At 41.4% G+C, this 21078-nt stretch carries 22 protein-coding genes; 20 read left to right on the forward strand and 2 right to left on the reverse strand.

What is annotated here, in order from left to right:
• Positions 1–120 precede the first annotated feature (120 nt).
• Positions 121–957: an AraC family transcriptional regulator gene (locus T344_RS0114185; protein WP_027629261.1), complete on the forward strand. Its 837-nt coding sequence runs from the start codon at positions 121–123 to the stop codon at positions 955–957.
• 66 nt (positions 958–1023) lie between these two features.
• Here the strand turns inward: T344_RS0114185 and T344_RS0114190 are convergent, their stop codons facing one another.
• On the reverse strand, positions 1024–1215 hold the full coding sequence (locus tag T344_RS0114190; protein ID WP_027629262.1) for a ferredoxin: 192 nt from the start codon (positions 1213–1215) through the stop codon (positions 1024–1026).
• Positions 1216–1444: 229 nt separating this feature from the next.
• Here T344_RS0114190 and T344_RS0114195 point away from each other — a divergent pair, with 229 nt between their 5' ends.
• From T344_RS0114195 to T344_RS0114280, 18 genes are all read left to right on the forward strand, one after another.
• Positions 1445–2305: an amidohydrolase family protein gene (locus T344_RS0114195; RefSeq protein WP_027629263.1), complete on the forward strand. Its 861-nt coding sequence runs from the start codon at positions 1445–1447 to the stop codon at positions 2303–2305.
• 16 nt (positions 2306–2321) lie between these two features.
• On the forward strand, positions 2322–2657 hold the full coding sequence (locus T344_RS0114200) for a hypothetical protein (protein ID WP_027629264.1): 336 nt from the start codon (positions 2322–2324) through the stop codon (positions 2655–2657).
• 117 nt (positions 2658–2774) lie between these two features.
• On the forward strand, positions 2775–3653 hold the full coding sequence (locus tag T344_RS0114205) for a hypothetical protein (protein ID WP_027629265.1): 879 nt from the start codon (positions 2775–2777) through the stop codon (positions 3651–3653).
• A 132-nt stretch (positions 3654–3785) separates the two neighbouring features.
• Positions 3786–4385: a flavodoxin family protein gene (locus T344_RS0114210; RefSeq protein ID WP_027629266.1), complete on the forward strand. Its 600-nt coding sequence runs from the start codon at positions 3786–3788 to the stop codon at positions 4383–4385.
• An 85-nt stretch (positions 4386–4470) separates the two neighbouring features.
• On the forward strand, positions 4471–5241 hold the full coding sequence (locus T344_RS0114215) for a tRNA threonylcarbamoyladenosine dehydratase (RefSeq protein ID WP_027629267.1): 771 nt from the start codon (positions 4471–4473) through the stop codon (positions 5239–5241).
• The gene (locus T344_RS0114220; RefSeq protein ID WP_027629268.1) at positions 5234–5914 is read left to right on the forward strand and encodes an ATP synthase; all 681 of its coding nucleotides are present in this window, start codon (positions 5234–5236) and stop codon (positions 5912–5914) included. Before T344_RS0114215 ends, T344_RS0114220 begins: the two co-directional genes overlap by 8 nt.
• Positions 5915–5970: 56 nt before the next feature.
• Complete coding sequence (locus tag T344_RS0114225; protein ID WP_027629269.1) at positions 5971–7674, forward strand: MutS-related protein; 1704 nt, start codon at positions 5971–5973, stop codon at positions 7672–7674.
• 119 nt (positions 7675–7793) lie between these two features.
• The gene (locus tag T344_RS0114230; RefSeq protein WP_004628366.1) at positions 7794–8168 is read left to right on the forward strand and encodes a GntR family transcriptional regulator; all 375 of its coding nucleotides are present in this window, start codon (positions 7794–7796) and stop codon (positions 8166–8168) included.
• Positions 8169–8210: 42 nt separating this feature from the next.
• Complete coding sequence (locus T344_RS0114235) at positions 8211–8582, forward strand: hypothetical protein (RefSeq protein WP_027629270.1); 372 nt, start codon at positions 8211–8213, stop codon at positions 8580–8582.
• A gap of 45 nt (positions 8583–8627) precedes the next feature.
• Positions 8628–8834 carry an ATP-binding cassette domain-containing protein gene (locus T344_RS0114240; RefSeq protein WP_027629271.1) on the forward strand — a complete coding sequence of 69 codons (207 nt, stop codon included), beginning with the start codon at positions 8628–8630 and terminating at the stop codon, positions 8832–8834.
• Positions 8835–9015: 181 nt separating this feature from the next.
• Positions 9016–9222 carry a 4Fe-4S dicluster domain-containing protein gene (locus tag T344_RS0114245; protein ID WP_004628251.1) on the forward strand — a complete coding sequence of 69 codons (207 nt, stop codon included), beginning with the start codon at positions 9016–9018 and terminating at the stop codon, positions 9220–9222.
• 79 nt (positions 9223–9301) lie between these two features.
• Positions 9302–10357, forward strand: a complete 1056-nt coding sequence (locus T344_RS0114250; protein ID WP_027629272.1) for a 3-methyl-2-oxobutanoate dehydrogenase subunit VorB — start codon at positions 9302–9304, stop codon at positions 10355–10357.
• A 64-nt stretch (positions 10358–10421) separates the two neighbouring features.
• Positions 10422–11171, forward strand: coding sequence for a thiamine pyrophosphate-dependent enzyme (locus tag T344_RS0114255; RefSeq protein WP_027629273.1), 750 nt, complete (start codon positions 10422–10424; stop codon positions 11169–11171).
• A complete protein-coding gene (locus T344_RS0114260; RefSeq protein ID WP_004628234.1) occupies positions 11171–11704 on the forward strand; it encodes a 2-oxoacid:acceptor oxidoreductase family protein in 534 nt (177 codons plus the stop codon). Before T344_RS0114255 ends, T344_RS0114260 begins: the two co-directional genes overlap by 1 nt.
• Positions 11705–11816: 112 nt before the next feature.
• On the forward strand, positions 11817–12494 hold the full coding sequence (locus tag T344_RS0114265) for an ABC transporter ATP-binding protein (RefSeq protein ID WP_027629274.1): 678 nt from the start codon (positions 11817–11819) through the stop codon (positions 12492–12494).
• Entirely contained in the window at positions 12491–15001 is a 2511-nt protein-coding gene (locus T344_RS0114270; RefSeq protein WP_027629275.1) for an ABC transporter permease, read from the forward strand. Before T344_RS0114265 ends, T344_RS0114270 begins: the two co-directional genes overlap by 4 nt.
• 47 nt (positions 15002–15048) lie before the next feature.
• The gene (locus T344_RS0114275; RefSeq protein ID WP_027629276.1) at positions 15049–15726 is read left to right on the forward strand and encodes a response regulator transcription factor; all 678 of its coding nucleotides are present in this window, start codon (positions 15049–15051) and stop codon (positions 15724–15726) included.
• Between the two features lie 57 nt (positions 15727–15783).
• Positions 15784–16803: a sensor histidine kinase gene (locus T344_RS0114280; protein WP_027629277.1), complete on the forward strand. Its 1020-nt coding sequence runs from the start codon at positions 15784–15786 to the stop codon at positions 16801–16803.
• Between the two features lie 462 nt (positions 16804–17265).
• Here T344_RS0114280 and T344_RS0114285 read toward each other — a convergent pair whose 3' ends face one another.
• The gene (locus tag T344_RS0114285) at positions 17266–19359 is read right to left on the reverse strand and encodes a glutamine synthetase III family protein (RefSeq protein ID WP_027629278.1); all 2094 of its coding nucleotides are present in this window, start codon (positions 19357–19359) and stop codon (positions 17266–17268) included.
• Positions 19360–19864: 505 nt separating this feature from the next.
• Between T344_RS0114285 and T344_RS0114290 the strand changes: the two genes are divergently transcribed.
• Positions 19865–21070 carry a transglutaminase-like domain-containing protein gene (locus T344_RS0114290; RefSeq protein ID WP_027629279.1) on the forward strand — a complete coding sequence of 402 codons (1206 nt, stop codon included), beginning with the start codon at positions 19865–19867 and terminating at the stop codon, positions 21068–21070.
• The last annotated feature ends 8 nt before the right edge of the window (positions 21071–21078 follow it).

Raw genomic sequence — 21078 nt, forward strand, 5'->3', positions numbered from 1 at the left:
CTAAATTATACTCCATATATAGTATTAATTTGTGTGGTGTAACCCGTTAATTTTTGTATTTTAAATAACGGGAATTTTAAATTAATATTCCTTATAATTGGATATGGAGGGAGAGCCGGAATGGAATGGATTGAAAGACTTAACTCTGTTATTGACTATATTGAAGAGCATCTTGACACAGAAATAAGAAATGAGGAAATAGGAAGGATAGTATTATGCCCGGTTGGACCGTTTCTGAGGACCTTCTCCTTATTGACCGGAATAACACTTTCCGAGTATATCCGGAGAAGAAAGCTTACCATGGCGGCTTTCGAACTCCAGTCCACCGACTGCAAAGTGATCGACCTTGCTGTGAAATACGGGTACGAATCCTCAGATGCCTTTTGTGTGGCCTTCAAGAAGATGCACGGTATTCCGCCGGCAAATGCACGGCAGCAGAATATCAAGCTGAAATCCTTTCCACGCTTGTCCTTTACATTAACCATTAAAGGGGATGCAGAAATGAATTATCGGGTTGTTGAGAGAGAAAGTTTTAGAGTTGCAGGGAAAGTGGTTAGGTCATCACTTGAAAACAATGTGATCCCGCAGTTCTGGGATGAATGCAAAAGGGACGGCACCATTGAAAAACTGCTTGAGGTGGGCATTGATACAAGTACTTATGGTATGTGTTTCGGCTATAACGAGGAAGGTTTCAATGATTACATGGTGGGTATTGAAACAGTTAAAGAAGATGCAGCCGGTTTAAAGACTGTAACTGTTCCCAGGTCCACCTGGCTGGTATTCGAGTCAGCAGGTCCCATAAATCCCACGCTGGGCAATACCTGGAGCAGAATTTACGGGGAGTTCCTGCCCCAGAGCATTTACAAACAGTCCTCGCTGCCAACGATAGAGAAGTATTTTACAAATGATGTGGAGTCCGGAGATTATCTGGTTGAAATCTGGATACCGGTGCTTTAATTCAGAAAACAAAAATCCACCCGGATGCTATGAAGGGTGGATTTTACCTTGTGGTATCAATCTATTCTATTGTTCCAAATCTATAACGCTTACAGGACAGCCGTCTCTGGCGTCTTCAGCATCCTGTTCAAACTCTTCGGCGATATCGTCTTCAATGGTTTCGGCCTTGTTGTCCTCGTTCATGCTGAATACCGACGGACATATGGAAACGCATAATTCACAGCTGATGCAGCCATCCTGATCTACAGATGCTCTCATAAATTACCTCCTGTTATTTTATTTCAAAGTTATTATTACATTAATTCCTGATAATATGCCTGTAATATGATTTTATAAAATGTGTATACAATATACTGCTTTTATATTGATTTTATAAAAAACTTGAGTTATATTAAAAATAATAAAACATACAAGTGGGCTGTAATGTCTAAAATGTGACAGGCCACCGGGATTATATAGCTACGGTACAGCAGATCCAGAGGGAAAAATGATAAGCGGCATAGAGATTATTGACAGTCATGTACACACTTTCGCCAGTGATGAAATAGCGGGAAGGATAATATCTTCCTTTAACAAGCTTTATGATATTGAGTTCACAAATCCGGGAAACGGAACAATTGACAATGTTCTGGACAATATGAAGACGGGTGGAATAGACCGCACTGTAATGGTTAACTTCGCTCCGCCCAGGATAATTCATCAAAACAATCTTTGGACACTGGAAACTGGAAAAAATTCATGCGGAAAATTAATTCCCCTGGTAAGTTTTCATCCGGAAATGGAAGGAATATTGGTGGAACACCTTGAAAACTATATAAATATGGGTGCCAGAGGCATAAAACTTCATCCTATGGCTCAGGGGTTTGACGTCAGGGATGAAAGGATGCAAAAACTTTATGGAAGCTGCAATGAAAAGCGTTTTGCAATATTAATCCACTGTGGACGTGTTTCCAATGCCAGATTAAATGAATATTCTGATTTTGAATGTATATTGCCGGTTATTGAAAGATATCCCGACCTGCCGATAATTCTCGCGCACATGGCCGACGGCAGTGTTGAACAGTGTCTGGAAGTTTCAAAAAAATATAAAAACGTTTATCTGGATACATCGATTGTCATAACCGGTTATCCTGAAATATTGAATGTCAATGAACCAAGCTGGCTTGATGATGGTGAAGTTACTTCAATAATAAATGAAATCGGTGCTGACAGGATTATATTCGGGTCGGATTTTCCCTGGGGAAGTCCCATACATGATTTAAAAAGGATTATGAATTTTAACCTTGATATAAGTCAGAAAAGACTGATTTTTAACGAAAACGCCAAAAGAATATTTCAGCTCGAATAGGAAAGAGGGTAGACATATGGGCAAATTGAAGCTCAAGAGTATTTTAACCCTGGCATACAGTGCTGTTCTATCTGTACTTTTTTGTCTGGCAGGATATCTGATTTCACTAAGGATTAGTTACAATTTTATTGAGACACTTTTTCTGATAGGACTTGTTCTGGTTTTAGCAGGGATTGTGATCATAATATCCAAAAACCAGAATAGAACCACTGTGGTTGATGCAGCAGAACCAAAACATGACAAAGGCGAAATAACGGATGAAGGGACACGGTTGATTCTTCTTGGTTTAAACGGTTTCACATCCGTCTTCACAGGTGTCTTCCTGCTGGCTATTGATGCCTTTCTGAGATAATTTTCAAATTACCGGGCTTTTAAAATACCTTGAAAACACACCAGGAATATTTATTGTAAATACATTTTCTATTTTTGTATAAAATACAATATAGATATTTTTGGATGGGAGGTATTTATGAAAAGACTATATCTATCGATCCTATATGTGGTTATGATTTCAGTTTTGGTCAGCGGGACTATTTTATTCAGCAAGTCCCAGGCCAATATTAATAACAGTGCCTATTCACATAAAATAAGCCCGGACAGTTCCGGTCCTCAGACCAGGTCCTTTGATGAAAGGGATTCCGTTAAAATTCAGAATGAACGTACTGCGAGAAGGCAGGAAAAAATAAATGTATCCAATAATGCGGCAAAACTGGATTTAAAGGTGTATCTGACCGAAGACAACTATGGTCTTGTTACGCTGAAGCTTGACTATAAGCTTGGCGGCAGACCGGTAACCGGCAATATCGATGCTTTTCAAATGAAGGAGATAAGAAATATCTTCGGATTCAGGGAAAAGTACCGAAACGGATATGATATAAAGCATATGCTGCTGAATGAGAAAATGAAGAGGCTTTACTTTGCCGTGGAGGGAAAAAATGAAGACAGGTTTTACCGTACAACTCTGTATTCCTACGACCTGGAGAACTCCCACCTGGAAAAAATCCATTATGATGTTGGAGTTTTTAAAGGTTTTGCAATAACACCTGACGGAAAATATAATGCCTGCTGGTATTCTGCCAGTCAGCAGAATATTCCCTGCAACGAGGAAGACAATGTTATAGTTTTTAACTGCAGGGATAACAAACAGATATTTGACAGCAGCAGGGATATGGCCAGGGATAAAAAATATTTGATAAGTGGGTTGTATGTATATAGTTTTGATTTTGTAAAATGGCGGGATAACCATACCTTTGAACTCAGCCGGGAAATCAGGGCAAAGGACGGAGCAGAAAAGGCAATAAAAAAATCCCTGCTGTTTGATTTGAACTCTCGAAAGGTCATAAAATGAATAATTTCTTTTTATTTACCCGTCCAATAAGGCTTAATACAGGTTAATACAAGCAGGACAACTTGTTTTCATCAACCAATTGGTGTATTCTTTTAGAAGTACGCATATTTTTTTCTTTTGGAGTGATGTTAAGTGTATATTGTTGGACTCAACGGCAGCCCGAACATGGAGGGAAATACAAGCTTTCTCACAGGCAGGGTGCTTGAGGAATGTTCAAAGCTCGGAGCACGGACTATTTTACTGGATATAGGAAAAATAATGGGTGAGCAGAAGTGCGGATACTGTACGGTGTGCTCAAATCCGTGTACAGGCAGCTGCTACAAAGGCACTTCACTGGAAGAAGCTTTTGAGCTTATGAAAAAAGCCGACGGCATTGTGATTGGAAGCCCCGTATACTTTGGAAGCGTATCGGCACAGCTCAAGGCGATGTTTGATAAAACAAGAAAAGCCAGAGTGAACAAGTGGTTTTATAATAAGGTAGGGCTTGGAGTCAGCGTAGGAAATGCAAGATTCGGCGGACAGGAAGCTGCTCTGAAGGCAATGCACGATATGATGCTGGTCAACGGTATGATAATTGTGGGGGACGGGTATATTGACGATGACTGCGGGCACCACGGGGTATGTGCCATGAGACCTGCCAGGGAGGATGAAAACGCTGTGAAAAGGGCGGTTATTTCGGCAAAAAGAATGGTCGAAGTCTGCAAAGCCACAGAAGGAATACGGTTCAATTAACCTGATAAAATAACAACTGTAGAGTTTCTTAATAATTCTACATAAACAAGAATTTAATTTTTATAGAATAAAATGGAGCAATTGTATGCTGAATGAATTTTCAAGAAATGAATTGATAATAGGAAAAGAAGGCCTTGAGAAGCTGCAAAACAGCAAGGTTGCAGTTTTTGGCGTAGGGGGTGTGGGCTCATACACCGTCGAGGCTCTGGTCAGATGCGGGCTGGGAAAAATTATACTCATAGATGACGACTGTGTCTGCCTTACAAATCTGAACAGGCAGCTGCACGCAACAAGGAAAACGGTGGGAAAACCCAAGGTTGAAGCTATGAGGGACAGAGTTCTGGAAATTAACCCCAGGTGTGAGGTTACAATTATACAGAAGTTTTATATGCCGGAGGTGGCCGAAGAGATACTGGATAAAAGCTGCGACTATATTGTGGATGCCATAGATACCGTGACAGCAAAAATTGACCTTGTCGTAAGGGCGAATGAGCTGGGGATACCGGTAATAAGCGCAATGGGAGCAGGAAACAAGCTTGACCCCACAAAGTTTGAGGTGTCGGATATATATAAAACTTCGGTGGATCCTCTGGCAAAGGTGGTCAGGAAGGAATTGCGCTTAAGGGGAATAAAGAAGCTCAAGGTGGTGTACTCAAAGGAGGAGCCGCGCAAGCCCGTTGAAACTGAAAGCTCCAGCTGCAGCGCAGGGTGCATCTGCCCGAAGGGGTCTACCAGAAAATGCACTGTCAAGCACCAGATTCCGGGAAGTCTGCCTTTTGTACCGTCGGTTATGGGTTTGATCATAGCCGGTGAAGTTATAAAGGATATTATCGAATGGGAGAAACAGCATGTTTGAGAAGCGTATAAATATATTTACCGGCCATTTCGGGAGCGGAAAGACCGAAGTTGCGGTCAATTATGCCCTGAAGCTTGCAGAGGCCCATTATAAGACCGCAATAGTGGACTTTGATATAGTAAATCCCTATTTCAGGACAGCCGATGCAAGGGAAGAACTGGAAAAGAACAACATCTGGGTTATTCTGCCCATGTATGCAAATACCAATGTGGATGTTCCGGCCATACCGTCCGAAATATACTCCCTCTTTCAGAAAAAGGAGTACAAGGCCGTTCTGGATGTGGGAGGAGATGACCTGGGGGCGAAGGCGGTATCCAGGTTTAAAGAGGAAATACTCAGTGATGATTATGAAATGTTTTTTGTCATCAACACAAGGAGGGGTATGACCGATACTCCTGAAAAAATTCTTGAGATGATAGCGCTGGTAGAAGACAGTGCCAATATCAAGGTCACCAGGCTTATCAACAACAGCAACCTTCTTGAGGAGACCACTCCTGAAATTATTCTTGAAGGCAATGGAATAATTTTTGAGGTGTCTGAAAAGCTCGGCATTCCACTGAGTATAACAGCAGGTCTGGAAGGGGTCATAAGCCGTCTTGAAAGCAGCAGGCTCAGCGGTTCCGAGCTGCTGCCGCTGAGGAAGCAGATTCACCTGCCCTGGAACAGGGGCTGAGGGCGGCAAGGGGAGCCCATTTGATACCTGAGCTTCCATAATGGAGGTAATATATCATGATGGTTTTATATTTCTTTTTAGCGGTTATAGCGGGTTATATTATTTTCAGTGCTTACGGGAAAGTCGCACATGACAGGAAATGCCGGAAGAATGTACAGTCCCAATGGGGAAAGAAACCCGCAAAAGAGTGCACCCCCAATGATTATATCTCTATCGGCAGCTATTTTAACAATGTCAAAGAAAACAGTGAAAAATTTTATATAGATGATATAACCTGGAACGACCTTGATATGAACAGGGTTTTTTCCAGAATCAATAACACGCAGACCGATATTGGTGAGGAATATCTGTACAAGACTCTTAGAGAGCTTCAATACGATAAGGAAATATTGCGGAACAGAAACGATATGATCGAGTACTTCCGCTGCAATGACACCGAAAGAGAAAAAATACAGATATTGCTGTCCCAATTGGGAAAGCTGAGATTCTTAAATTTATTCGAATACATAAGCGGAAAAAGAAAGGGTCTTGGAAAAAGCGGACTGTTCTATAAAATTTTATCCGCTGCTTTTATTGTTACACCTTTTGCAGCAGCTGTTTATCCTCCTGCCGTTGTCCTGTTTTTCATATCAATGGCCTTGAATATATCAATGTATTTCAAAGCAAGGGATCAGATAGTCGGTCATTTGCAGGCGCTGGGTTACCTGGTAAACATGATCGGTACCGCGAAAAGGATTGCCAGGCTGCCCTATGGGCAAATCGGGTCCTATACAGAAAAATTGAAAAAGTGTACAAACAGGATCAAAGGCATCAGCCTTAACACTTTCTTTTTTATGTTCTATACAACTGAGAATTATTTTTTTGAGATTATCAAAATATTCTTTCTGGGTGAACCCATTGCCTATCACAGTATTTTCAGGCTGATCGAGAAGTACAGAGGAGAGCTGAAGACCATTTATGAGACATTGGGCGAACTTGAAAGCCTTATAGCTGTCGCTTCATACAGGGATAGCCTCGAATATTATACGCTGCCTGAACTCGAACTTTGCAATACAATAAATTGCATAAATAATGACCAAAACAACAATAAAAAATTTCATTTTACAGAATTATACCACCCGCTGATAGATAATCCGGCGGCAAACAGCTTTGATACATTAAAATCAGTACTTATCACAGGTTCAAATGCTTCAGGAAAGTCGACCTTCTTAAAGTCGGCAGCCATAAATGCCATATTCGCCCAGACCATCTGCACCTGTCTGGCAAAGGAATACAGCTCCTGCTTTTTCAATATATACAGCTCAATGGCACTTAATGACAATCTGGAGGCAAAGGAGAGTTATTATATTGTTGAAATAAAGTCGTTAAAACGCATCCTTCAGGGTATTAATCCTGACATTCCCGTCCTCTGTGTCATTGATGAGGTGCTCAGGGGAACCAATACAATTGAGAGGATAGCGGCTTCTTCCGAAATAGTGGCTTATATTTCACAGAGCAACTGTATTTGCCTGTGCGCCACACATGATATAGAGCTGGCCCAGATATTAAATGACAGGGTGGACAATTATCATTTTCAGGAGTTTTTTGACCAGGAGAAGATTGCCTTTGATTATAAAATCTATCCTGGACAGGCTTCTACGCGCAATGCCATAAAGCTGCTGAAAATTCTCGGCTATGATGCAGAAATGGTGGAAAATGCAGAAAACAGAGCCGGGGAATTTATCAGTAAGGGTCAGTGGGGGCGTATGGGAGGCAATTGAATTGACTGCGGAATTTGTACAGGCAAAATGGTGTCATTGTTTGCAAGTAAGTGCATTAATTATTTACATCCAGGTGTATTAGTGGTATAATACACCTGGATGGCGGAGGTGACCTGGCAGTGTTGGATTTTTCAGGACTGATACTAAATAACAAGGATCCTGTATATATACAAATATCTAATTATGTAAAAAAGAAAATACTGCTGGGGCATGCGGAAAACGGCACCGGGCTCCCTTCAAGACGTGAGCTGGCCGCCGCCTTGAACATCAATCCCAATACCGCCCAGAAGGCATACAAACTGATGGAGGACGAGGGATTTATTGTCACCAGCACAAATGTGGGCAGCGTAATCTGCATAAATGATCAAATATATTCCAGGATCGAGTCTGAGCTTACCGAGTCTCTGGTCAGTGACTTTATTTCTGCGGCCAGAGAAGTAAACCTGTCCTATAAAAAAGTAATCCGCCTTATAACGGATAAATGGGATATATAACGGATTAGTGTATTATAGCTATAATACAAGCGGGGTGAATATATGAAGAAGTTGTATAAATTGATAAATTTCCAGTTCGGGTTTATTTCCAGGCTTGTATTGCTTGAGTGTTTACTGCTCATCGTGGCGCAGAACATGCTCCTTTACATAACGGCCGGGGATTATCCCGCCGACAGGTATATACCCTTTGAAAAGCTGATAGCACTTTCGGGTGTATCCTTGGCATTTTATATTGGTTTTACATCAACTCTTGCGGGATGTGTTTACAGTATTCTGTCCGATTATTCAGGCAGCAGGGCATCTATACGCTTATGGCAATTCCTGACGGCAGGTCGGCCATTTATTTCTCCAAAGTCATACCGGGCCTTATTTATCTGCTCATGCTCATATGTTTCCAGCTTATCAGCATACTGACAGGGTATATGCTCTTTTCAACCCCTTTTTCAGCTGTTGTGACTAATGGGCTTATTAGAGACCATTCTTGTCAGCACCCACCATGTCAATGAAATAGAAAATTTTCTTGACAGGGCTATCATTCTCCGGCGTGGAAGGATAGCGGCAGATGTTTATATAGATGATTTGAAAAATCAGGGCAAAACTTTGCAGCAGCTGATCATGGAGCTCTCGGGATACAGCGGGGACAGGTTCAAAGAATTGCCGGACTGATTTTTATCAAAGTCAATTGCTGTCGGCTTTCAGCTGCTAGTAATTGACTTGCAAATACAAGTAAAGAGTTTTATAATAAACAATAGTTTTAGTTCGTTAAATCAGTAAATAAATCAGTAAATAATTTCAAATCAATTATTTAAATTTATTATTTAAATCAAATACAAGTGAGGTTTTGACAATGGCAAAAGTAATATTCCATGAGGAAAGATGCAAGGGTTGCAAGCTTTGTGTAACAGTATGTCCCAAAAAAATTGTCATAATGAAATCCGACAAATTGAATCAGAAGGGCTTTCATCCTGCAGGTGTGGACGAAATGGAAAAATGCATCGGCTGTGCTTTCTGTGCCACCATTTGTCCTGATTGCGTCATTGAGGTCGAAAAATAAAGCGCGGCGGTACACAATGCTGCAAACATGCAGTTCCCCGTGTTTTGAAATGTTGAGAATTTATTTGGGAGGATAAAAAATGTCTGAAAAATTATTAATGAAGGGTAACGAAGTTATTGCAGAAGCCGCCTTAAGAGCCGGCTGCAAACATTATTTCGGATATCCCATAACACCACAAACCGAAGTAGCGCATTACATGGCAAAGAAAATGCCTGAAATCAATGGTACATTTGTTCAGGCCGAGAGTGAAGTAGCTGCTATAAATATGGTATACGGAGCTGCAGCAGCAGGTGCACGTGTGCTTACATCCTCGTCAAGCCCCGGAATCAGCCTCAAACAGGAAGGTATCTCATATATCGCAGGTGCCGAGCTTCCCTGCGTTATTGTCAATATAGTACGCTGCGGACCTGGTCTGGGCGGAATATTACCGGCACAGTGCGACTATTTCCAGGCGGTCAAGGGCGGGGGACACGGGGACTACAAGATGGTAGTGCTTGCTCCTTCCAGTGTTCAGGAACTGTACGAATTGACAGTCGAATCCTTTAATATTGCCGACAGGTACAGGATCTGCACCATGATCATGGGTGACGGCATGCTGGGACAGATGATGGAAGCTGTAGAATTTAAAGCCAGGGAAGAAATATATCACGATGACAAGAAGTGGGCTACCACGGGAACAAAAATGCAGAGGGAAAGCAACAATGTAACTTCCATATATATCAATCCCGAAGTGCTTGAAAAACATAATCTGAAGCTTCAGGCCAAATACAGGCAAATAGAGCAGAATGAAGTGCGCGTTGAAACCTACAACTGTGAAAATGCCGATATAATAGTAACTGCCTATGGTACTGTTGCACGTATCATCAAGAATGTTATAAAGTCAGCTGAAAAAGAAGGCATTAAGGTTGGACTTATCCGTCCTGTTACACTCTGGCCATTCCCGACAGCTGCCTTTGAAAAATATGCTGAGACGCCAAAGGCATTCCTCAGCGTTGAATTAAGTGCCGGCCAAATGGTGGAAGACGTCCGTCTAGCAGTAAACGGCAAATGTCCGGTGCATTTCTACGGACGTATGGGTGGTATGGTTCCCAGCCAGAAGGAAATTCTTAATAAGATCAAGGAAATTTTAAAATAAAACCCTCAAGCGGGTTTTCAATACTTACTATTGTATCGCTGCACAGCAGCGGAATGGAGGTTATATGGCAACGGTGTTTAAAAAACCACATGCTTTAAAAGATCTGTCACTTCACTATTGTCCCGGATGTACACACGGAATCATTCACAGAATAATAGCGGAAGTAATAGACGAACTTGAAATAGAAGGTACTACAATAGGCGTATCGCCGGTTGGCTGTGCTTACAATAACTATGAATATTTCAACTGCGATTTCGTTCAGGCCGCTCACGGAAGAGCTCCTGCAGTTGCTACGGGCATAAAGAGAGTGCATCCCGACAACTACGTATTCACATATCAGGGAGACGGAGACCTTGCTGCAATAGGTACTGCCGAAATCGTTCACGCAGCTACCAGGGGAGAGAATATTACAACTGTCTTCGTCAACAATGCCATCTATGGCATGACCTCGGGCCAGATGGCACCAACCACCCTGTTAAATCAGGTGACTACTACATCCCCATACGGCAGAAAGCCTGAAATACACGGTTACCCCGTTAAAGTCTGTGAAATGCTTTCCACACTTGAAGGTGCTGTTTATGTTGAAAGAACTTCAGTCCATGACGTTAAAAATATAAACAAAACGAAAGCGGCAATAAAGAAGGCCTTCCAGGTACAGAAGGCCAAAAAGGGCTTCTCAATAGTTGAAGTTCTCTCAACCTGTCCTACAAACTGGGGCATAAATCCTGTTGATTCATTAAAATGGCTTGAGCAGAATATGATGCCCTTCTATCCTTTGGGAAACTTTAAAGGAAAGGATTTGGAGGTGCTATAATGAAACAGTTGGAATTGATTATTGCCGGCTTCGGCGGACAGGGCATACTGTCGGCAGGCAGATTGCTTGCATACGCCGGAATGCTGGAAGGAAAATACGTTTCATGGCTTCCGTCCTACGGCCCTGAAATGAGAGGCGGAACTGCAAACTGCAGTGTCGTAATATCCGATGAGCCTGTGGGTTCACCCATACTTGACACGGCAAATGTTCTGGTGGTTATGAACGGCCCCTCACTTGAGAAATTTGAGAAAGTGGTTGAACCGGATGGTTTGATCATTTCCGACAGCTCGTTGGTAGAAGCAAAGCCAAAGAGAACCGACATCGATTTTTCCGGAGTTCCTGCAACTCAAATCGCATCGGATATGGGGAACCTCACATACGCCAACATTATTATTTTAGGGAAATTACTTGCCAAAACAGGCATAGTGTCCAGGGAAAGCTTTGAAACCGCCCTGAAAAAAGTACTGCCTGCCAAGAAGCACCACATGATTCCAGAGGAAATGAAGGCCCTGAATCTTGGACATGACTATTAAAATAAATTTAATAAATTTTGTCACTAAATTGTAAGAACTTTAAATTATAATTCAGACTATAAACTAGTTTATGGTCTGAATTTTTTTGTGCAGAAACAGGAGTAGAAAATTTATGGGTATTTTGCAGACAATTGATCTGAAGAAGTATTACGGTGACAGCGAAAATCTGGTCAAAGCTCTTGATGGAGTGAGTATGGAAATAGTTGAAGGAGAATTTGTGGCTGTTGTGGGTTCCTCGGGAAGCGGAAAATCAACGCTGCTGCATATGCTGGGAGGACTTGATAATGCTACTTCCGGAACTGTTTTGGTAGCAGGCAGGGAAATCTTTAAAATGAATGATGAACAAAAGACAATTTTCCGCAGAAGAAATATAGGTTTTGTTTTTCAAAATTACAATCTGGTGCCGGTTCTCAATGTCTATGAGAATATTACGCTTCCGGTTGAGCTTGACGGCGGAACCCTTGATAAAACATATCTCCAAAATATTATTGAAACTCTGGGGCTGTCGGGCAAACTGAACAATCTTCCGAATAATCTTTCTGGCGGGCAGCAGCAGAGAGTTGCCATGGCCAGAGCCCTTGCCGCCAAGCCGGCAATAATTCTTGCGGATGAACCTACCGGAAACCTTGACAGCAAAACAGGCTTTGAAGTGGTGGGGCTGCTGAAAATGACCAGCAGCTTATTTAACCAGACCATTGTTATGATAACACATAACGAGGAACTTGCGCAGCTGGCTGACAGGGTCATACGCATGGAAGACGGTAAAATCGCCGGGGGTGAAGATAAATGAAATTCCCCACCAATAACAAATTCATAGTTAAAAAGCTGACAATACGTACAATGCGGGCTAACAGGCTTCGCAACACTTTTGTCACACTTGCCGTAGGTTTAACTGCTTTTTTGCTCACCACTGTTTTCAGTATTGGGATGAGTACTGTTGAATCATTGAAACTTCAGCAATTGAGAGCTATGGGCACAACTGCGCATTTGGCACTGACCTATCCCACAGACCGGCAGATACAAAAGATTCACACCCTGGACTATATTAAGGCAGTCGGCTTGCAGGCAAATGCGGCAGATGTATCGGAAACTCCTGAAATGGGGAGTATGGTACTTTCGCTTCACTGGTATGACAAAACCGAATGGGAGGTTTTACGCAAGCCCACAGTTAGTGATATTGTGGGTTCATACCCTGAGAAATCCAATGAAATAATGATTGCCGGGTGGATTCTTAAACGAATGGGAATAAATAAACCTGAAATTGGAATGGAAATAGATTTAAAATACAGAGTTTCCTCAAATGGCACGACTTCAGAAGAAAAGAGCCGGAAATTCATTTTATCCGGCTATTACACCGAATATATGAATTTGCGTTCTGACAATATCGGAGCCATGCTTGTTTCAGAAGAATTTTTGAAAGGAGAGGGAAAGTCACCTCAAAAATCCGGTGCCGCCTCTATAGTATTTAAATCGGATAATAATATGGATTACAAGGTTAAGGAATTGGAAAGAGATGTAAAGCTTTCCGGTGACCAGAAGCTTAAAGTCGTACCCTTGTATGATAATGGAAGCATGGCTGATACCGGTACGCTGCTGGCAATGATTTTTATTGTATTTATTATAATGTCAAGCGGATACCTGCTGATATACAACGTTTTATCCCTGTCAGTCTCAAAGGATATAAGATATTACGGGCTGTTGAAAACCATAGGCACAACACCGGCACAGCTGGGCAAAATAGTGATGGGACAGGCATTTCGGCTTACGGTGGTCGGAATTCCGGCAGGGCTGCTGCTGGGCGGTTTTGTTTCACTTTTTACGGTGCCGACGGCACTTTCCTTATTAAATTTTCAAGGCGGCGACCTTGGAGTTAAGGTTTCATTTAACCCGGTTATATATATGGGAGCGGCGTTTTTTACCCTGGTTACAACACTGATAGGCAGTATGAAACCTGCCGGAAAAGCGGGAAATATTTCTCCGGTTGAGGCAATGAGATATACGGGACTAACATTTAAAAGAAATACAAACAGGTCGACCGGCGGAGGTAAAGTTCATAGAATGGCCCTTAAAAATATTTTCAGGGACAAAAGGAGAGCGGCGCTTGTTCTGGTATCACTGTTCCTGGGTATTACAACCTTTCTGGCAGTAAATACAATTGTTCAAAGCATGGATGTAAAAAATCTTGTTTCGGAGTATATAAAAAACGATTTTAGGTTAACCAATAATACTACGGTATATGGAGCAACAGTCAGGCAGAAATTTGACACTGATTTTTTATCCGGACTGAAATCGCTGAAGTCTGTCAACAGTATAAGACAAATATCCATGCATGAGGTAAACGTTGAGTATTCAGAAGAAATATTCGGCAGGCATATGGCGGATTTGGAAAAAAGGTACAAATTGCCGCCACATAACCAGGAACAGTTTTTAAATAATCCTGATTTATTCTGGACATGTCTGGTGGGAGTTGATACAGATTATATCAGTGAACTTAATGAAAAGCTTGAAACACCTGTTGACACCGGCGCATTTGAAAAAGGGCAGATAGTTCTGTTTTCATCTGACAAGCCGGAACTATACAGTATTGGATCAGATATTGCTTTCATGGATAAAGATACCGGTAAAAAGACCATGGCCAAATTGGGAGGAATTATACCGGAGGATGCGCCATATAAAGGTTCCAGGGGGCTTGCTCCAGTAATTTATATCAGCAATGCCAAAATGCATCAGTTATACGGTGACCCGGTCATATATGCTGTTACACTTGAGGCTGAAGATGGAGCTGAGAAAGAGGTATTAGCCCAATTACAGGCATTGACCGGAGGGGACAGAGAAATTACTTTGGATTCCAGAATCAAGATGCTTGAACAGTTTAAAGGTGCAAAACTTGTAATGTTTGTTCTCGGAGGAGGAATGTCCATGATACTTGCTTTCATCGGAATAATGAACTTTGTTAATGTTATGATAACCGGTATTAACGTCAGAAGGCATGAACTTGCAGTACTGGAGAGTGTGGGAATGACCACCGTACAAATAAGAAGAATGCTGCTGTTTGAAGGGGGGGCGTATGCGGCAATAACCTGTATTCTGGTTTTACTTTTAGGCAATGGTATCTCATACGGATTATTTGCGTTGTTTAAAACTGAAGCTACATATGCAGTTTATTCCTTTCCATTTACAGCGCTGCTGGTTTCATTTTTATTGATTTTCACGGTATGTCTTACGGTACCGGAAATAACCTTTAAATTGATATCAAAGCAAAGTGTTACCGAAAGGTTGAGAAGTATTGAGGGTTAGGCTACAATAAATTACGAAGATAAATTTATCGCCGAGGGTAAAGATTAATGGACAAAATACTTATTGTAGAGGATGATATCCTGCTAAACAGGGGTATAAAATTAGCTCTTGAAAAAAATAATTATTCGGTAGCCTGCAGTTATACATATTCTGAGGGGTATTCCTATTTTACGGCTGAGAGCTTTAATCTGATATTACTTGACATAAATCTTCCGGATAAAAGTGGATTGGAGCTTTGCAAGCAAATCAGAAAAACTTCACAGGTTCCCATTATCTTTATCACGGCTAATGATACCGAACAGGAGGTTGTCAGGGGGTTTCTGTCAGGCTGTGACGATTACATGGCAAAACCGTTTTCCCTGGAGGTGCTGTACCGCAGAATCCAGGCTGTTTTAAGGAGAATGGGAAGAACTGAAAACAATGTTTTCAGTTCGGGAGAGATACTGATTGATTATGATAAGATGCAGGTAAAGAGGGCGGATGAAACAGTAAAATTGACTGCCACCGAGTATAGGCTTCTTACGCTGCTCACAAAAAACAGCGGTCAGGTTCTCACCCGCCGGAGTATTTTGGAAAAATTGTGGGACGTGGATGAAGCCTTTGTTGACGAGAATGCACTGAGTGTCAATATGAGAAGGCTCCGGCAGAAACTTGAAAAGGATCCTAAAAAACCTTATTATATTAAAACTGTTTTTGGTATAGGGTATACCTGGGGAGGCTGGTAGGTATTATTCAATACCGGTATCATTGGTTTTACAAAGCTGCCAGGATGGAGAGTTATCATGAATTTCAACAAAAAAATAGCCGTAATAGTAACTTTGTTTATCAGTGTTAACCTGGTATACCTGTTTTACGGCATAATAATTTCCAAAAGCTTTATTGAAATCATCATAAATGTCTGCCTGATGTGCTTTGAAGCGGCTGCCGGTTTTATATTCTACACAGCGGTGAAAAAGCAGATGCAGGACGTCTTTTTGCAGCTGTCGGAGGTTATAGCTGCCATCACTGACATGCGGGAAACTGAAATATTTTCGGCACTGGATGACAATATGCTCTCAAAGCTGCAGTCCCAGGTAATAAAGCTTTCCGGAATTCTTAAAATGCAGAACAGCAAACTCGAGAAGGAAAAAAATGAAATAAAGTCCCTGATATCGGATATTGCACACCAGTTGAAAAATCCCCTGTCCAACCTGAATCTATATATTTCTTTTCTTAAAGATAGGTGTCTGGATGAATCAAGCAGACAGGAATATGTAAATAATATCTCCAACCAGCTGGAAAAGTTGAACTGGCTAATGGAAAGCATGATAAAAATGTCGCGGCTGGAGAGCGGGATCATTCAATTAAAGCCTGAAGAAAGCTCTGTTAATGAATTGCTGTTAACCTCCCTGAAGCAGGTTTATCACAAGGCTGAAAGAAAAGGTATGGATATGGAGTTCATCCCGGATGAAGATATTAAGCTGACAGCCGATATCAAGTGGACGTCGGAAGCCATTACAAACATACTGGAAAATGCAGTCAAGTATACGGGAGATGGCGGCAGAATAGCAATTAATGTTTATAAATATGAAATGTATGCCAGAATAGATATAAGAGACAATGGCCCCGGTTTTGAAGAAGCGGAGATAAATAATATATTTAAACGCTTCTACAGGGGTCCCAACGCCAGGCAGCAGGACGGAGCAGGTATTGGTCTGTACCTGTCCAGAGAGATAGTGACCAGACAGAACGGGTATATAAAGGTAAAGTCAAAACTTGGGGAAGGGAGTATCTTTTCAGTTTTTCTGCTGCTGAAAAGGTAAGGGAGGATAATGAAGGGGATGTCGCAAAACTGACACAATTGAAATATATATGGAAAATGATAATCGTGCTCCCATACCAACTTCAATAAATGGATTGCTCACAAAGCACATACCTGAAATTTGTATGATTCACCACAAGTATTTTTAAGCTGTCGCAGAACACTCAACATCCTGTCTTGGGTTCTGCTCAAATCGGCTTCCTGCCGATTTGTCAGCTAAAACACTTGTGTTTCACCTACAATTTCAGGCATGTACTTTTAACAGAGCTTCCCATTTATCGAAGTTGTACTCGCGCACTATAAGTATTCCATTATTTACAATTCCCTCCTTTTGAGACATCCGTTTTACCATTTTAAGGATAAAGAAGGAACTGCTGCCAAGGTAAATAAAATGTATTCATTGTGCAACAGCCCCTTTAAGTTATAAATTATTTTAGTTATTTAAACATGTTCCCGGCAAATGCTAAATGTTAAACAATATATCGGCATAGGTCGGGAATGGCCACAATTTTGAATCCACAATGCACTCAAGTTTGTCGGCTACGGCCCTTAGACTTCCCATTTGGGCAAATACTCCGGTTCTGTAAAGCATAGCCTGCGCATAGCTGTCATGGGTTGCTTCCTGAGCCTCGGAAACCTTTTTGTCAAGCAGGGCGATTTCCTTGCTTAACTGTGTTGTCAGTGAAGTCACTTCTTTCAGAAGCTCGGCATTGGCACTGATATCGGCATCCACTCCGCAGCTCTTTATCTGGTTTATGGAGTTTGCCAGTTGGGCACCGAAGCTTATTACGGCCGGGAGGATTTGCCGTCTGGACATCTCCAGCATGGTCAGGGCTTCGATGTTTATTGTCTTTATATATTTTTCGAGGGATATTTCGTACCTGGAATGCATTTCCACTCTGCTGAATACCTTGTGCTTTTCCATAACAGAGATATTTTTTTCCTCCAGCAGACACTTTATGGATTCAACATAACTCTTGATATTGGGCAGCCCTCTTTTTTCAGCTTCGGCCACCCATTCCTCAGAGTAGCCGTTTCCGTTGAAAATAACCCGGCCGTTATGTTTAACAACATCTTTTATAATGCTGCTGACTTCAGCATTGATATCCGAGGCCTTTTCCAGCCTGTCGGCAAAATTCTCCAGGACTTCGGCGACGGTTGTATTCAGGAAGAAATTTGAGGATGCGATGGAGGCAGAGGAGCCAACCATCCTGAATTCAAATTTATTACCTGTGAATGCCAACGGAGAGGTTCTGTTTCTATCGGTTGTATCCCTTGGAAAGGCAGGCAGAGTGGATACACCGACGGTTAATTTACCTGCCTTGTTGGTACTTATATCTCCGCCCGAAGCAATCTGATCCAATATTTTTGTAAGCTCGTCACCCAGGAAGACCGATATTATGGCGGGAGGTGCTTCATTTGCACCCAGTCTGTGGTCATTTCCGGGGTTGCCTGCAGCAAGTCTCAAAAGGTCGGCATATTCGTCAACCGCTTTGATTACAGCACATAGGAAAATAAGGAACTGGGCATTTTCATGGGGTGTTTTGCCGGGATCCAGCAGGTTTTGACCGTCATTGGTGGACAATGACCAGTTATTGTGTTTTCCGGAACCGTTAACTCCTGCAAAGGGCTTCTCATGAAGCAGGCAAACCAGGCCATGTTTCAAGGCTACGGATTTCAACAGCTCCATGGTGAGCTGATTGTGATCGGTAGCTATATTTGCAGTGGTAAAAATGGGGGCAAGCTCATGCTGTGCAGGAGCAACTTCATTATGTTCTGTCTTGGCGGAGATACCCAATTTCCACAGTTCTTCATCAAGATCCTTCATGAAGGCTGAAACACGCTGTTTTATGCTTCCATAGTAATGATCTTCCATTTCCTGACCCTTGGGAGCTTTTGCACCAAAGAGGGTCCTGCCGGTAAAGATCAGATCTTTACGCCTGTCATAGATTTTTTTGTCGATAAGGAAATATTCCTGTTCGGGACCAACAGTGGGGGTAACCTTTGTAACCTTTTCGTTTCCAAAGAGGTGAAGTACCCGTATAGCGCTTTTGGAGAGACATTCCATGGATCTGAGCAAAGGGGTTTTCTTGTCGAGGGTTTCGCCGGTATAGGAACAAAAAACTGTAGGAATATATAAAGTATTGTTCTTAATAAATGCCGGAGAAGTACAATCCCAGGCTGTATATCCCCTGGCTTCAAAGGTGGCGCGCAATCCCCCCGAAGGGAAGGAGGAACCGTCGGCTTCACCCTTGCTCAATTCCTTACCTGAAAATTCCAATATGACCTTGCCATCCTCAGTAGGGTTGATGAAAGAATCATGCTTTTCGGCCGTAATGCCTGTCATTGGCTGAAACCAATGTGTAAAATGGGTTGCGCCCTTTTCTATTGCCCAATCCTTCATACAGCTGGAAACTACTTCTGAGATTTCCAGAGTGAGAGGAAGTCCTTCGTCAATAGTCTTTCTAAGTGCTTTATACGTGGCTTTTGGGAGTCTTTCTCTCATTACCGAATCGTTGAATACACTGGAACCAAAGATCTCACTTATATGACTCATAAATCACCTCATGAAAAATTATTAAAAGCAGCTTGGAAACCAAGTTACTTATTATCTTATTAATTTACACTCATATTAATTTATACTATTAAAAGATACAATTTTTTAATTATAATTGCAAGAGAAAAAAATCATTACGTCTTTTTGGGATTGAGAGGATTTTTTTAAATAAATATGTATTGCCTGAAAATAGCTGTTTTTGTGAAAAATAAAAAATATTGTTTATGAAAGGTAATCGGAAAAATTGCAAGTTGCTTGATTTTTGCTTCAAAAAAATCTGCCCATTTCTGACTATAATGGTGTTCTTTTACAGAAATATTACCAAAGTCAATTACGGTTGAGAACTTTCGCATTCAGCCGATAGTAATTGACTTTTTTAACAGGGAAATTTAAAATACGGGAGCAACTGTGCTATAATACTTATTATGTTAGCCTCAGGCTCTTTTTTGACATGTTCTCTAAACCGGAACAATTCAGAACTTAAATAGATATAATAAAGGTGGTAATGCATATTAACATAGATTTTAATCCCGTCAGCCTGATATTAATTGTTCCCGTGGCATTTATACTGGTTTCGGCCTTGTTTACTTCATTCAGCCGTGACAGGATTCTAAACGGGTTTTATTCAATTGTGAACAATATTGAATTTATAACAGCCCTGCTGATAGCACTATTTATAACTAAAGGCATACTTTTCGATAAAAGCAATGCGGTTTTCAAATTTATTTATGATTTTTTGCCTGCGGCTGTCAAATCCAGTTTGGCTGCCAATAATATTTATACTTATCTATGTGTTGCTTTTATAATTCTTATTATTGTGGTTCTCTTGCTAAGACTGATAACCTATCCCTTGTACAACTATGTTTTCGACGGTATTGCCAACAGGATATACAAATCCATGAGTTCCATGGGCCCCATTTCAAAAAAGTTGATTTCTTTAATATGCAGTGTTCCCAGAGCGCTGGTAACATTAATATGTCTGAGTTTCATATTTTACTTTTTTTCATATTACTTTACAGTGCCGGGACTCTCAAAATACATCGATGAATCCAGGGTGTTGAATTCGGTGTATGATACTGCTTTAAAGCCTGTCATTGATTCGGAGGTTGCAAAGAAAATACCTGTAATCATAAATGACCAGTTCAACAAGCAGCAGGGTGTTGGTGAGCAAAGAGCAAAAATTGCCGAAAATATCAAGGATGCTCTTGGAAATTATAATATAAAGGTAATTCAGTACTTTAACGGTGTAACTCTGGATGATGCCGTAAAATCAACGCCTGAAATAGATAAGCTTGCTGTTGAGCTCACAAGGGGGGAATCCGGGGACTACCAAAAAGGTAAAAAACTATACAAATGGATAACAGCCAATATAAAATATGACTACGAAAAAGCGAGAAAAATAGCAAAAGAGACAAAGGATACACAATCCGGAACAATAATATGCTACCAGACCAAACAAGGGATATGCTTCGATTATTCAAGTTTATTCATATCCATGTGCCAGGCAAACGGAATTAAGGTAAGGCTGGTAACAGGGCTGGGATACAGCGGTCTTTCATGGGGGGATCACGCCTGGAATCAATTTTACGATTCCCAGTCAAAAAGATGGGTCAATGTGGACTGCACTTTTGGAGTAAACGGAGGAAATTACTTTGACACGGCAAAATTTTCTCTTGATCATAAAAATGATGAAATTCAGGGGGAGTGGTAATCAAAATC

Origin of the sequence: Ruminiclostridium cellobioparum DSM 1351 = ATCC 15832 (genome assembly GCF_000621505.1) — a bacterium.
Taxonomy (GTDB): Bacteria; Bacillota; Clostridia; order Acetivibrionales; family DSM-1351; genus Ruminiclostridium; species Ruminiclostridium cellobioparum.